This is a genomic window from Shewanella sp. ZOR0012 (assembly GCF_000798835.1).
Lineage (GTDB): Bacteria > Pseudomonadota > Gammaproteobacteria > Enterobacterales > Shewanellaceae > Shewanella > Shewanella xiamenensis.
This window is the reverse complement of record NZ_JTLE01000094.1, coordinates 164468-179166: the sequence shown is the minus strand read 5'-3', so window position 1 is coordinate 179166 and position 14699 is coordinate 164468. Positions and strand designations below refer to the sequence as shown.

10 protein-coding genes are annotated in these 14699 nt (G+C 45.2%); 4 read left to right on the top strand and 6 right to left on the bottom strand.

Annotation, left to right across the window (positions count from 1 at the left end; translation table 11 throughout):
* Positions 1 to 585: 585 nt before the first annotated feature.
* The gene (locus tag L976_RS02655; protein ID WP_197062266.1) at positions 586 to 1755 is read left to right on the top strand and encodes an acyltransferase family protein; all 1170 of its coding nucleotides are present in this window, start codon (positions 586 to 588) and stop codon (positions 1753 to 1755) included.
* 383 nt (positions 1756 to 2138) lie between these two features.
* On the opposite strand, the gene dnaJ is transcribed toward L976_RS02655, so the two are convergent.
* Both dnaJ and dnaK read right to left on the bottom strand, forming a co-directional pair.
* Positions 2139 to 3272 carry a molecular chaperone DnaJ gene (gene dnaJ, locus L976_RS02650; RefSeq protein ID WP_047533953.1) on the bottom strand — a complete coding sequence of 378 codons (1134 nt, stop codon included), beginning with the start codon at positions 3270 to 3272 and terminating at the stop codon, positions 2139 to 2141.
* 109 nt (positions 3273 to 3381) lie between these two features.
* Positions 3382 to 5301: a molecular chaperone DnaK gene (gene dnaK / locus L976_RS02645; protein WP_047533951.1), complete on the bottom strand. Its 1920-nt coding sequence runs from the start codon at positions 5299 to 5301 to the stop codon at positions 3382 to 3384.
* A 308-nt stretch (positions 5302 to 5609) separates the two neighbouring features.
* Here dnaK and L976_RS02640 point away from each other — a divergent pair, with 308 nt between their 5' ends.
* From L976_RS02640 to L976_RS02630, 3 genes are all read left to right on the top strand, one after another.
* Positions 5610 to 6530, top strand: a complete 921-nt coding sequence (locus L976_RS02640) for a DMT family transporter (RefSeq protein ID WP_047533950.1) — start codon at positions 5610 to 5612, stop codon at positions 6528 to 6530.
* Between the two features lie 123 nt (positions 6531 to 6653).
* Positions 6654 to 7130 (top strand): Cys-tRNA(Pro) deacylase, encoded by a 477-nt coding sequence (gene ybaK / locus L976_RS02635; protein ID WP_047533948.1) that lies wholly within the window; start codon positions 6654 to 6656, stop codon positions 7128 to 7130.
* 110 nt (positions 7131 to 7240) lie between these two features.
* Positions 7241 to 7543: a hypothetical protein gene (locus tag L976_RS02630; protein WP_037414983.1), complete on the top strand. Its 303-nt coding sequence runs from the start codon at positions 7241 to 7243 to the stop codon at positions 7541 to 7543.
* Positions 7544 to 7600: 57 nt separating this feature from the next.
* On the opposite strand, the gene L976_RS02625 is transcribed toward L976_RS02630, so the two are convergent.
* From L976_RS02625 to L976_RS02610, 4 genes are all read right to left on the bottom strand, one after another.
* The gene (locus L976_RS02625; protein ID WP_047533946.1) at positions 7601 to 8878 is read right to left on the bottom strand and encodes a glutamate-5-semialdehyde dehydrogenase; all 1278 of its coding nucleotides are present in this window, start codon (positions 8876 to 8878) and stop codon (positions 7601 to 7603) included.
* Between the two features lie 12 nt (positions 8879 to 8890).
* Entirely contained in the window at positions 8891 to 10009 is a 1119-nt protein-coding gene (gene proB, locus L976_RS02620; RefSeq protein WP_037414989.1) for a glutamate 5-kinase, read from the bottom strand.
* 177 nt (positions 10010 to 10186) lie between these two features.
* Positions 10187 to 11476, bottom strand: a complete 1290-nt coding sequence (locus tag L976_RS02615; protein ID WP_037414991.1) for an NCS2 family permease — start codon at positions 11474 to 11476, stop codon at positions 10187 to 10189.
* A 408-nt stretch (positions 11477 to 11884) separates the two neighbouring features.
* On the bottom strand, positions 11885 to 14050 hold the full coding sequence (locus tag L976_RS02610; protein ID WP_047533944.1) for a TonB-dependent siderophore receptor: 2166 nt from the start codon (positions 14048 to 14050) through the stop codon (positions 11885 to 11887).
* Positions 14051 to 14699: the final 649 nt, after the last annotated feature.

Genomic DNA, 14699 nt, shown 5'->3' with positions numbered 1-14699 from the left:
CCTCAATAACAGGCCGGATATATGGGTGCAATGAACTCTTCTCAAAATCGTTATCGAATGTCTTGCAAACCGGATGGGCCCATATATGCACGAGAACGACCATGACCTGACTCACGCAATTTATTCCAACGCCCCGCGGCAACTTCGCAGGGGAAGGTGAACTCCTGAATTTGTAGTGTTAGCTATTAATCCCCAAAGTACTTAGCCTGTATTATTTTTTTGGAAAAATATCAATCACTGAACTTACTATGACGAACAAAAAATGAACGCTCACGCGATTAAACTGAACTTCACACTTTCAATAATCACAACTAAACTCTCAGAAATCTGGTTTGGCGATATATAGTATTGTTACTTCTATTTGTTAATAGCCAAGGGAAGAACCTACAATCATTTATGATTTCAGCGTGAGTTTGTTTCACTTATATTTTAAACAAACTTAAAGCGTTTTTTAAAGAGTGATGATAAAATCAATAAAACTTAGTCACCATGCTGCTACTGGCGAAAATAAAAGCAATACATCCTTTAATCTAAAAACCATTTATCTTGAACATGAATTATTATTTTTAAATTGCGAGCAATAAATTGATAAATACTAAAACTAGATATGTAAGACTAGACGCATTTAGAGGTTTTTTAGCAATAGGAGTCGTTGCTTATCATTCACATCTCCACCCCTTTTTCCCATGGTATTGGATGTCTATGGATGTGTTTTTTGTAATGTCTGGCTTTCTTATAACCAAATCTATGATTAGTATCAAGGAAAAAAAAAGAGGAGCAACAGATTTTTTCGTATATAGGGCCGTTAGATTACTCCCTCTTTTTTTTATTGTGCTTTTTTCAGTTGAGTTATTTATTTTTATATGCAATCAAAATTTACTATTTCAAAGTTGGCGTGACAAAGTTGAATCTGGTTTCTCTTTGTATTATTTTTTTATTTTGCAAAATGTTGACTTTATTTTGTGGGGGGAAAAGGTGTTCCCTAGAGGAATTGGTTTGGACCACTTTTGGTCGCTCATTATTGAGGAACATTTCTATGTAGTGATGGGTTTGTTATTTTTTTATTTTTATGACTCAAGGTTTTTCTCGGTAAGAAATATACTATTAATTTCTGTATGTCTTATTTTATTTTCGAATTTATATCGTTATTATGGCGGTCATTGGTGGACATTACCTGCAAGGCTTGATGGGTTTGTTCTTGGAAGTGTTTTGGGCATGTATATTTTTATAGAAAAATTCAGCTTCCCCATTTCTTATAAGTTAAAAAACTTTTTCATTTTTATATTTATATTTAGTTTAGGCTTTACGCTATTTAACATATTCAATTCCTACAATATGCCTTATTATGACTACATGAATTCAAGTTCGAGGGGGACGGATATTCTTTTAGCATCATTACTATCTGTTTTTCTGATCTATAATATTTTTAAACAAGATATTATGCATCCAGAAGCTAACGGAATAACAAAGTTATTTTCATTAATTGGGCTTTTCAGCTTTGAATTATACGTTATTCATTACCCAATAAAGTATGTTATTGAAAAGTTATTAATGGGTGTGATGGAAAACTGTTGGAGTTATAACAACTCATTGATTAACCTGTCGTGCAATAGTTTATTTTTTGTTTTATTATTATGTATTTCCATCCCTACAGCTTGGTTAATTCATGTAAAAATTACCAGCCCAATATCAAATAATAGAAATAAAATAATAAAAAATATTAGTTTATTTTTTAAAAAGACCAGAAAGGCATAACATTTATCAGATATACGAAGGACTTAAAAGGGATTAAGCACGTCATGGAAGTGACCGTTGACGGCATGGTCGCTCATTCACATCTGACCCATAGGGATATGGGAAATGTCACTATGATGCCGGGAGCATCATTGACCATGTGATCGCGGCATTCGCACATCCATACGCAGCATATGCCGTCATCGAGCCCTCAGGATGACTTATTTTTACCCCATAGTCAGGCGAGTCACTGAAATGACTGTGCTTAATTGATTGCTGCGGACAGAGTTTGAAATTTGAGCATGCAATCAAGCATAAAAAAGCCCCGCTAGTGTTAAACACTGCGAGGCTTTATTTATCTAGTGCGCTGCTAACTAATATAACAGCTGCACCACCCAACCTAATTAGCTATTTAGGTCTTGGAAGAACTTCTTCACGCCATCGAAAAAGCCTTCAGCCTTTGGGCTGTGCTTCTTTGATTCGCCGGTTAAGGTCGCTTCAAACTCACGCAGTAATTCTTTCTGACGCTCGTTGAGGTTAACTGGCGTTTCCATCACGACTTTGCAGAGCAAGTCGCCAACGGCATGGCTGCGAACCGATTTAACCCCTTTACCACGCAGACGGAACATACGGCCCGTTTGAGTTTCGGCTGGGATCTTCAAGCTGACTTTACCGTCCAGTGTTGGCACTTCAATCTCACCACCGAGCGCCGCTTTACTGAATGAAATCGGCACTTCGCAGTAGAGGTTGTTGCCATCGCGAACAAAGATGGCATGTTCACGCACACTGACCTGAACGTATAAATCGCCCGCTGGGGCGCCAAACTCGCCCGCTTCACCTTCACCCGCTAAACGAATACGGTCGCCAGTGTCGACACCTGCTGGGATCTTAACTGACAGTGTCTTCGTTTTTTCGACACGGCCATCGCCATGGCACTTAGTGCAAGGATCTTTAATGATCTTGCCGCGACCATGGCAGGTTGGACAAGGCTGTTGCACGGTAAAGAAACCTTGGCGCATTTGCACTTGGCCTTGACCATGACAGGTTGTACAGGTGGTCGCCGACGTGCCTTTTTTCGCACCGCTGCCGTCACACACATCACAGCTGGCTAAGGTTGGAATACGCAGTTCTTTGGTGAGGCCTTTTACGGCTTCTTCCAGTGATAACTCTAGGTTGTAACGTAAATCTGAGCCGCGGGCTGCTTGGCGTTGACCGCCACGACGTCCACCGCCGAAAATATCGCCAAAGACATCACCGAAAATATCACCGAAATCTCCCGCGCCGCCGTAGCCACCACCACCGCCGCGATTGGGATCCACACCCGCATGACCAAATTGGTCATAGGCCGCTTTTTTGTTAGCATCGGTAAGGATTTCGTAGGCTTCTTTGACTTCTTTGAAGCTCGCTTCGGCAGTTTTATCGCCAGGGTTGCGGTCGGGGTGAAACTTCATCGCCAAACGCTTGTAGGCTTTTTTAATTTCACGTTCGCTGGCGTCACGACCAACGCCTAATACTTCGTAATAATCTCGCTTTGACATAATCTCATGCTTCTCAGCTTAAGTTGAACGAACGGGCGTTAGGGTTTCCCCGTAACGCCCGCCTAGAAATTAACTATTTGAAATCAATCAATTTGATTGAAAGCAAATGTTATTTCTTGTCGTCTTTCACTTCTTCAAATTCAGCATCGACAACGTCATCGGCAGTCGCGTTAGACTGTTTAGCAGCACCTTCTTGTGCGCCACCTTGAGTTTGAGCTTTAGCCTGAGCGATTTCCATCAGCTTAGCAGACGCTTCAATCAGCGCTTGAGTCGCTTTTTCAATGGCTTCTTTGTCGTTGCCTTTTACAGCAGTTTCAACCGCGCTCATTGCCGCTTCAATCTTAGCTTTGTCTTCGCTTGGCAGTGCATCGCCCGCTTCTTCAACTTGTTTCTTAGTTGCGTGAACTAAGCCGTCAGCTTGGTTGCGAGATTGCACTAACTCTTCAAACTTCTTGTCTTCTTCAGCGTGGGCTTCAGCATCACGTACCATTTGCGCCACTTCTTCTTCGCTTAAGCCTGAAGAAGCTTTGATGGTGATGTTTTGTTTCTTACCGGTTTTCTTGTCGGTGGCAGAAACATGCAGAATACCGTCAGCGTCGATATCGAACATCACTTCGATTTGTGGCATGCCACGTGGTGCTGGCTCAATACCGTCTAAGTTAAATTGACCTAATGACTTGTTCGCGCTCGCTTGCTTACGCTCACCTTGCAGTACGTGAATGGTTACTGCACTTTGGTTGTCATCGGCTGTTGAGAACACTTGCTGTGCCTTAGTCGGAATAGTAGTGTTTTTCTCAATCAGCTTGGTCATTACGCTGCCCATGGTTTCGATACCCAGAGACAGTGGTGTTACGTCTAACAGCAGAACGTCTTTCACGTCGCCTGACAGTACGCCCGCTTGAATCGCAGCACCTACGGCTACGGCTTCGTCTGGGTTTACGTCTTTACGAGGTTCTTTACCGAAGAAGTTAGAAACCGCTTCTTGAACCTTAGGCATACGGGTTTGACCGCCCACTAAAATCACTTCGTTAATGTCTGATACTGATAAGTCAGCGTCAGCCAGTGCCACTTTTAATGGCTCTAAGGTACGAATGATTAAGTCTTCAACCAGTGACTCTAACTTAGCACGGGTGATTTTCACCACTAAGTGCTTAGGACCTGTTGCATCGGCAGTGATGTATGGCAGGTTCACTTCAGTTTGGTTGGTGCTTGAAAGCTCAATCTTCGCCTTTTCAGCCGCTTCTTTCAGACGTTGCATTGCTAATGGATCTTTACGCAGATCTAAGCCTTGCTCTTTCTTGAATTCGTCAGCTAAGTAGTTGATTAAACGGTTGTCAAAGTCTTCACCACCTAAGTGAGTGTCACCGTTAGTCGCTAATACTTCGAAGGTTTGGTCGCCGTCGTTGCTGTCGATTTCGATGATAGAGATATCGAATGTACCACCACCTAAGTCGTACACTGCAACGATGTTGTCGCCTTGCTTCTTGTCGATACCGTAGGCCAGAGCAGCAGCCGTTGGTTCGTTGATAATACGTTTAACTTCAAGACCTGCGATGCGGCCAGCATCTTTAGTGGCTTGACGTTGTGAATCGTTAAAGTATGCAGGAACGGTAATTACCGCTTCTGTCACTTCTTCACCTAAGAAGTCTTCTGCTGTTTTCTTCATCTTTTTCAAGATTTCAGCAGAAACTTGTGGTGGAGCCATTTTGTTGCCACGTGATTCAACCCAAGCATCACCGTTGTCGGCTTGGATGATTTTGAATGGCATGATGTTCACGTCACGTTGAACTTCGTCATCTTTAAAGCGACGACCGATCAAACGCTTGATCGCGAAGAATGTGTTATTTGGGTTTGTTACAGCTTGGCGTTTTGCTGGCTGGCCCACAATAGTCTCATCGTCGGTGTAGGCGATGATAGACGGGGTTGTGCGATCGCCTTCAGCATTTTCTAATACGCGTGCTTTGCCACCATCGAGGACAGCTACACAAGAGTTTGTTGTGCCTAAGTCGATACCAATAATTTTACCCATGAGGTCCTCCGAAAAATTTCTGTCAAACTAAATTAATAAGTTGGTTTTGATATGGGGCCGGACGCATTTTTTTCAAGTCCACGGTGCCTATTAACTATCATCACCGCTGGCCACTTTCTTTGCCTTAACACCTATATTGGGACAGGGAATTTAATTACAAGGGCCATACAAAAAATTTTCTGATTTATCTTTTCGAAAAACTCAGCTGTATAAAATATTCAAAACGGTAAAATCCGCTTGCATATCAACAATAGCTGTTATTCAATCTGCGCACATTGAGTGGCGGTTTAAGTGCATAAGGTAAGAGTGTGAAATCTTCAAATTTGGCGTATGTGTACGGCATGGGTGCGGTATTCCTCTGGTCGACGGTGGCAACCGCCTTTAAAATTGCCCTTGGATTTTACACACCACTACAACTGGTATTTGTGGCGGTACTCACCTCTATCGTCGCTCTAGGCGCCATTCTCGCTTGGCAAAAAAAGCTACCGCTACTTAAAGCGCAGCTGTTGCGTCGCCCGACTTTTTATCTGATCACTGGGCTGATTAATCCCTTTCTTTATTATGTGGTGCTGTTTAAAGCCTATTCACTATTACCCGCCCAGCAGGCACTGTCACTTAATTACACGTGGGCGGTATTGCTACCGCTGTTAGCTGCGCCACTGCTAAAACAACATTTGCGTAAGAGCGATATGATTGCGGCACTGATTGCCTACTCTGGGGTATTTATTATTGCCACCGGCGGCGATATCAGCGGTTTTCGCTTCGATAGCCCCCTTGGCATTGGGCTGGCGCTGACTAGCACCCTGCTCTGGTGCCTATATTGGATTGTGAACACCAAAGATCAAGGCGACCCCGTCGTCAGCCTACTGTTGAGCTTTTTAATCGGTTTACCCTTTATTACCATCACGCTGTTACTTACCGATACGCTCCCTAGCTTTAGCATTAAAGCCGTAATGGCGGGGATGTATGTCGGCTTATTTGAAATGGGGATTACCTTTGTACTCTGGTTAATGGCGCTTAAAACTGCGACTCGTACCGCCAATATCAGCACCTTAGTATTTTTATCGCCGGTGATGTCCATTGGTTTTATTGCTTGGATTTTGCAAGAAACCATCGCCACCGCAACCTACATTGGCCTAGGCTTTATTTTAAGCGGCATGATGTTGCAGCAATTATTCCCGCGCTATCTGGAGCGCAAAACCAAACTCAATACCAAACTTGCGGACTAAGCAACGGATAAGGTGCCTTACTCGGGTATAGATAATTTATGCCCGAGCTAACATTTTAAACGCCAATAAAGAGCTACTATGGCGGACTTTTATTGCCCCAGAAATTGACGCAAGGAGTAAAGCATGACACCTGCCGTACAAATGGCAAAGAAAGCCAAAATCCCCTTTGAAATCTTAGAATACAGCCACGACCCACACTGCGCCGCCTACGGCGAAGAAGCCGCCAATGTGTTAGGCCTCGCTCCCGCGCAGGTATTTAAAACCTTACTGGTCGCGATCGATAAAGCTCATCCGCCGCTTGCAGTTGCGCTCGTTCCAGTTGATCATCAACTCAATTTAAAAGCCGTAGCCAAATGTTTAGGCCAGAAAAAACTGCAAATGGCCGATGCGGATTTAGCGCAAAAGTCTTCCGGCTATTTGGTTGGAGGGATCAGCCCGTTAGCGCAAAAGAAGCAACTGCCAACGCTGATTGATGAAAGTGCGAAGCAATTTGACAAAATCTATGTCAGTGCTGGTCGCCGTGGGCTTGAGATATGTCTCGCTGCAAATGACTTAGCGAAGTTGTGCCGCGGATCATTTGCCGATATTAAAACCCTATAACTTAAACTCGGTCTAGAAAATTCTTTTACACGCTATCCATAAAATCATTGAAAAGCCCCCCTTAACCGTCTATAAATTAAACAATCGGTTAAGTGACTAAGGATAGTCATATGGAAAAATCAACCCATTGGAATCAAGAAGATGGCATAACCCCTATCGGTTGGGTTGCCATGCTGGTGTGTATCGCCCTTTTTATCTACGAGCATTTTTGGGGGAATGGTTTTACCACCATGGTTGTGATGCTCTATTGCAGTTTTTTACTTCCGTCGGTATTACTGACTCGCAAAGTGCAAGAGAAGTATTTTCTCTATACCTTGGAATATATCCGGCCCTTTCGAAAATTCACCACAGTGATGTCAATCGCTTTTGTATGTTTATGGCTGATTGCCACCTATACCCCACTTATCCACTAAGATAAAGATTTACCACTAAAAAGCCGCTTTCAGCGGCTTTTTAGTGTACCAATCAGGCTATGAACGACTCGTATAATCGCCCCACGCTAACCACTTATAGGTGGTTAGCGCCTCAAGCCCCATTGGACCACGGGCATGGAGCTTTTGCGTACTTACAGCCACCTCGGCACCTAGGCCAAATTGGCCGCCATCGGTAAAGCGGGTACTGGCATTTACATACACAGCGGCCGAATTAACCTCATTCATAAAATACGTTGCAGCATGGATATCATCGGTCAGAATCGCCTCAGAGTGCCCACTGGAATAGGTACGGATATGGGCAATTGCTGCATCAATATCACTCACCACTTTAATGCCTAAGGTCAAAGATAACCATTCGGTCGCAAAGCTTTGCTCCGTTGCCGGGGAAATATCAAACCCCAACCCATCGAGCAGTGTATAGCTTTGTTCGCACACCGAAAAACGCACACCTAAACGATGTAAGTATTCGGCAATTTGTGGCACAAAGCGCTCGGCAACAGCGTTATCCACCAGCAAGGTATCCAGAGCGTTGCATACCGTTGGGCGCTGCACTTTTGCGTTGGCAATCACCTCAAGAGCCCGCTCAAGATCGGCATGTTTATCGACATACAGATGGCAGATCCCAATGCCACCTAAAATCACCGGAATTGTAGCTTGCTCGGCACAAAGGCGCTGTAAGGCTTGCCCGCCACGGGGAACAATCATATCGACATATTGGTCGAGCTTGAGTAGCCCTGTGACTAAGGCCCTATCGGAAGAATCAATCAATTGCACCGCATCGACAGGCAGCCCTTGGCTTGCAATCGCTCCACGGATCACTTCACTAATCAGTTTGTTGGATTCGAGGGTCTCTTTTCCGCCACGTAAAATCACCGCATTACCGGTTTTAAGTGCCAACACCGCAATATCGACCGTCACATTCGGCCGTGCCTCATAGATAACCCCAATCACCCCAAGCGGTACGCGGCGGCGCGTGAGCCTTAAGCCATTGTCCAACACTCGGCTACCGAACTCTTCGCCAACGGGATCGGCAAGGCGAACCACATCACTGATGTCACCGATAATCCCCGCCAGGCGCGACTCGGTTAGTAATAGACGGTCGATCATCGCATCACTCAAGCCATCAGCCTTTGCGGCTACAACGTCTTTGGCGTTCGCCGCAAGAATAGCCTGAGTGTTCTGCGTCAGGGCCTCGGCAATCGCCTCGAGTAAATCCGCTTTCTGTGCGGCGCTAAGATTTGCTAAGGCATAGCTGGCTTGCTTAGCTTGACTACCCAGTTGTTGTAAATATTGCGCTTGATTAGTTTGACTCAAAACAGACCTCGCTTATAAGACGACCATGTCGTTGCGGTGCACTATTGCGTCACCATAATCGTAACCGAGTACAGACTCGATTTCGTCGGAATGTTTACCTGCAATTAACCCTAAGGCCTCACCACAGTAACGGGTTATGCCTCTGGCAATGATTTTGCCTTTTTGGTCAACCAATTGCAGGGTTGCCCCCCGTTCAAATTCCCCTTTAACGCCAATAATGCCCTTCGATAACAGGCTGCGACCTTTTTCGGTCACGGCTTTAACGGCGCCCGCATCGAGCACCAGTGAACCTTGGGCGGCGGGTCCCGCTAAAATCCACTGTTTACGGCTCTCTAACGGATTTTCGATCGCACTAAAATGGGTGCCAATGGATTCTTTAGCGACCACCTTTTTAATCACATCAGGATGATGGCCCGAGGCAATGACCACTTCAATCCCCGCACGACGAGCGATATCGGCCGCTTCGAGCTTAGTCGACATCCCCCCGGTGCCTAACCCCGAGACCGAACCACCCGCTAACAGGCGCAAACTGTCATCAATTTTCTCAACCTGCGAAATCAGTTTGGCATTGGGATTGGTGCGTGGATCGGCATCGAATAAGCCCTTTTGATCCGTCAACAAAATCAACAGATCAGCATCACACAGCAATGCTGCGCGCGCTGACAAGTTGTCGTTGTCACCCACTTTGATTTCGTTAGTTGCAACCGCATCATTTTCATTGATGATGGGGATAATATTGTGTGCCAGCAAGGCATTAAGCGTATCGCGGGCATTCAAATAGCGCTCTCTATCGTGTAGGTCTGCACGGGTCAGCAGCAATTGCCCCACATGCAAACCGTAGATGCTAAAGAGTTGCGCCCAAGCAAGAATAAGCTGACTCTGCCCGACAGCGGCTAATAACTGTTTGTTAGCCATAGTGTCGGGCAATACCGGGTATTGGAGATGTTCGCGTCCTGCGGCAATTGCCCCAGAAGTACATAATACGACTTCGACCCCTGATCTCATCAGTGCGGCCATTTGACGAGCAAGCTCAACCATATGAGCTTTATCTAGCTGTTTACTGCCAGAAGTCAGCACACTCGTCCCCAACTTCACCACCACGCGGCGATACGCTATCTCACTTAAGTTCATTATTCATTTGTAGAAAATAACCGGACAATCCTTATACCTAATCCGCTAGATAATTGGTAGTCAGAGGGCTGGATGCGGGTAGAAATTTTCAATTCTGCTTGGGATCGCGCATTAAAAAGGGCCATCGATTAGATGACCCTCAAAAAATATCCCTTAAACGGCAACTCGTTCTAAGTATCAGCCGTAAATAAATTTCGCAATAAACATCGCAGCGAGCACCAGCACACCGATATTTAAATCGCTAAACCGACCCGTTAACAGCTTGATGGCCGCATAGGAAATAATCCCCAGTGCAATCCCTGTCGCAATCGAGAAGGTCAGCGGCATCAGGATACACACTACGACTACTGGCGCAGCCTCAGTTAAGTCTTCCCATTCAACGTGAACCAACCCTGACATCATCAGAATAGCCACATAGAACAGCGTACCTGCCGTGGCATAGGCGGGGATCATCCCTGCTAAAGGCGATAAAAATAATGCCAAGATAAACAGCAAACCAACCACGACCGCCGTTAAGCCAGTTCGACCGCCCGCACTCACCCCAGCGGTACTTTCGATATAACTGGTGGTGGTAGAAGTCCCCAAAGCTGCTCCCGCAATCGTCGCTAAACTGTCAGCGGTTAAGGCACGATTTAATCGAGGTAAACGGCCTTTTTCATCGAGAAAACCACCACGCTGAGCAACCGCAACTAAGGTGCCTGAAGTATCAAATAAATCCACAAATAAGAAGGCAAACACCACTGAGAGCATCGTTACTTCAAACACTTGGGATAAATCCATCGCCATAAACGTGGGCGCAATTGAAGGCGGCATAGAGACGATGCCGTTGTAATGTACATCGCCAAATACCAATCCAAGCCCAGTAATGATCAGGATACTTAAAATCACCGCTGACTTCATGCCACGCTGCACCATAGCGATAATGAGGAAGAAGCCTAATACAGCCATCACCGCCGGAAACGCAGTAATATCGCCCATGGTCACTAATGTTGCAGGGCTTGCCACCACAATACCTGCACTCTTAAGGCCGATCAGCGCTAAGAACAGACCAATACCCGCAGCAATACCAATACGCAGCGACATAGGAATACTGTTAACAATCCACTCGCGAATACGCACTAAAGATAGGATCAGAAAGCAGATCCCCGATAAGAAAACCGCACCGAGTGCCGTTTCCCAGCTGTAGCCCATCTCACCCACCACGGTGTAGGTAAAAAAGGCATTGAGTCCCATACCTGGGGCGAGCGCGATAGGATAATTCGCCATCAGCCCCATCACGATACAACCTACGGCCGCAGCTAGACAGGTAGCCACAAACACGGCGCCATGATCCATACCCGCATCGGCTAACATCATGGGATTCACAAAAATGATGTAGGCCATCGTCATAAATGTTGTCAAACCTGCTATCGCTTCCTGCTTGAGGCTCGTTTGATTTTGTTTCAGTTTGAACAGCTTTTCTAACATGGAACTGGGTTCCTTTTATTTTTAAGTAGGTAGGGTCTAAAAATGTAAACACTATGTAGCGGTGTTTTTCGCAGGGGATTATAGGGAGTTTGTGCTGGTCAGGCCAGAAAATTGATGGAGATTTTATTGATAGAAATCGCTAAACAGAACAAAAAACCACCGCACTTAATTTACATTAAAGTTCACTGTAAATAGGGGTTAGCATACCAGTCTTAATCTAGGAAAATTCAAACGTCGTTCAGGATTAACAGCGTATTGTTTTTAAAGCGAAATAATCACAAAACAGTACAATGGTTTTCCCATACAGGCATATTAGGCTGCATCTGCGCAGCCAATGGGATTTAAGTCGATAGCAAAAAGCCGGCGCCCTTAAGGGCACCGGCTTTTTGAGTTCAACGGGGAAAATGCTTAAAAGCGATAGTTAAAGCTGACGGTAAAGTTACGTGGAGCACCGTAGTGATACACACTGTATGCTAGGCCAGACGCTGACATATAGGCATAATATTTCTCATCCAGCAGATTCTCTACGTTAACCTGTAGATCCATATTCTCAGCCAGATCGTAGCGCGCCATCAGATTCACTAGGGAGTAAGCATCCTGCTTAATTGCCACATCACTGACATCTGAGTAACTGTCACTTTGCCAATTCACTCCACCACCTATGGTTAACTCAGGCAATAAGCCCACAAATTGATAGGTGGTAAACAGTTTAAATTGCTTCTGCGGACTGGTAGTTGCGACTCGCTTACCCTCTGCATCTTCGGCATTAAATTGCGAGTAACCCGCAGAGATATTCCAGCCATCGGCAGGCTCACCCACCACTTCTAGCTCAAAACCCTTACTCTTTGTGCCTTGTGCGGCCTCATAGTAATTCACGGGTTTACCACCGATATAAATCGTTCCGGCTAAGGTTGCCAAGTTATCTTGGTCAATTTGGAACACGGCTACAGTGGTATGTAGACGATCGTCAAGATAAGCACTCTTCAGACCTAATTCGTAGGCTTTGCCCTCTAATGGATCGAGGTAATTTTGATCGGCATCGAAATTATTCTGCGGATTAAAAATCCCGGTATAACTGGCGTAAATACGATGCGCGTCATTGATATCGTACAAGGCGCCAACATAGGGCACAAACACGCCATCATCGCCAAAGTTAGTATCGGTACCATAGCTCACGCCTTCACGGTTCCAGCTTGAAATACGTCCACCGGCAATCAGTTTAAAATCATCGGTAATGGTCAGGCGGGTCGCCGCATAAAAGCCTTTTTGCTCGGTATCCATATTGAGCTGACGGTTCGCGTTGCTCGACCATTCAGGCTCAGCAAACTGATTTTGTTGCCATTCGTAGAAGTTATCGACCACTTGTGAGTCCCAACCCGTCATATTGTCACGGATAGGCTCATAGGTATCAGCGTAGGATTTTTGCTTACTATACAAAGCCCCCGTCACAAACTCATGGGTTTGACCAAAGAGGTCATAGTCGCCTTTAAGCTGCACATCAAAGTTATTCGAGTTACTTTCACCATGGCTGTGATAACGCTGACCACTAAGCCCCGCCCCCGTGTCTTTATCGAGTAAACCCGACATGTAAATCATCTTAGTGGTGGTTTCATATTCCATGCGGTTGTAGTTAGCCACCAATTGCCAGCCATTGCTAAAGTAATGATTTAGGTTAGCAAAGTAGTTAATGTTTTTAGTTTCCCAGCGGCTCCAATCGGCGGCTGTAGTGGTCGATGTATCCCAATCTGTGGCAGAACCATCGCTAAAGACGGCGGGCAACGCGCCCCACATCGCCCCCTTCGGATCGTTGTGGTTATAGCTACCACCGACACGCAGTAAAGTGTTGGCGGTGATATCGCTATCGACAACACCATAGAGAATGGTTTTACGGTCTTGATATAGATCTTGATAGGAATCGCTATTCACATACTTAGCGACCAAACGGCCACGCACACTGCCGTCGTCATTCAAACCATTAGACACATCCGCGGTGACTTGTTTTTTATCCCAACTTCCAGTGGCGACATCCACATAACCTTTAAGATCAGAACTGTCAGCATGCTTACGCACTAAGTTAATCGAGGCAGAAGGATCGCCAGCGCCGGTTAATAATCCGGTAGCGCCACGCACAACTTCAACACGCTCATAGATAGACACATCCGATACCGTTTCGCCAGCATCACCGCCTAAACTCCAAGATAAAGGCACTCCATCAATTTGATAGTTTTGCACGGTAAAACCGCGGGCCGAAAAACCGTTACGCACATTATCGGTTTTTGAAGATGATAAGCCCACAGTGTTATTCACCACGTCGACCACAGTATTTAATGCCTGATCTTCAATCCGATCTGCCGTCATGATGCTGACCGACTGAGGCGTTTCTCGTAATGTGAGTCCTAGACCTGTCGCGGTATCAATATTGCGACTCACAGTGTATTTACCCATCACTGTGATTTTTTCGATATTTTGATCTTGTGCCTCTGTTTTAGAAGAGGTTTGTTCTTCGGCCATCAATGCCAAAGGATTCAAGGCTAGTGTGACCGCAGCCGCCAGAGGAAGTAGATTAAAACGCATAGTCGTTCAGCAAGTTTCGTCAAGGTGCGCATACGGTAACACCATTGAGAACGATTTGCATTTGTATTTTATGTGACAAATGTAACAAATTCATCATTCTTAAGTCGTACAAAAAGATGAATAGATTAATGACAAGGTTTTATGTTTTAAAAACAACTAATTAAATTAACTATTGCGAAGAGTAGTCATCGCAAGATGGCCGCAAAAAATTTTACGTTTATGGGAAGGAATGAGAGGCATTGCGTCATAACGACAGAAAAAAGCTAAAAAAAAGCCTGCTCAATGAGCAGGCAAGACATGTTTCAAGCGTCCCTTTCGGGGAAGTACATTACCGCGCTAGCGGGAAAAACCTGGCATACCCATGCAAAAACACCGATATGCTACTTGAGTCTAAACACGCCCAAAAAGGCGATACAAAGGTTGATGGATGATGGAAACTAGATTTAAAGGGATAGTTAGCCCTTAAAGCTCATAGCGAATAAACCGCCACGCAAAACATCAGTGTTAAACCAAGTATTTTGCCAATAAAAATGGTTGTTGCCTGTATAAGACATAGTCAATTACTCCTAAGTAAAGTTGAGATTAAGTACTCTAGTAAAGCTTGGCTCGGTTCCTTGGAACTAGAGATTCTCAAATCCGTTGAGACGAC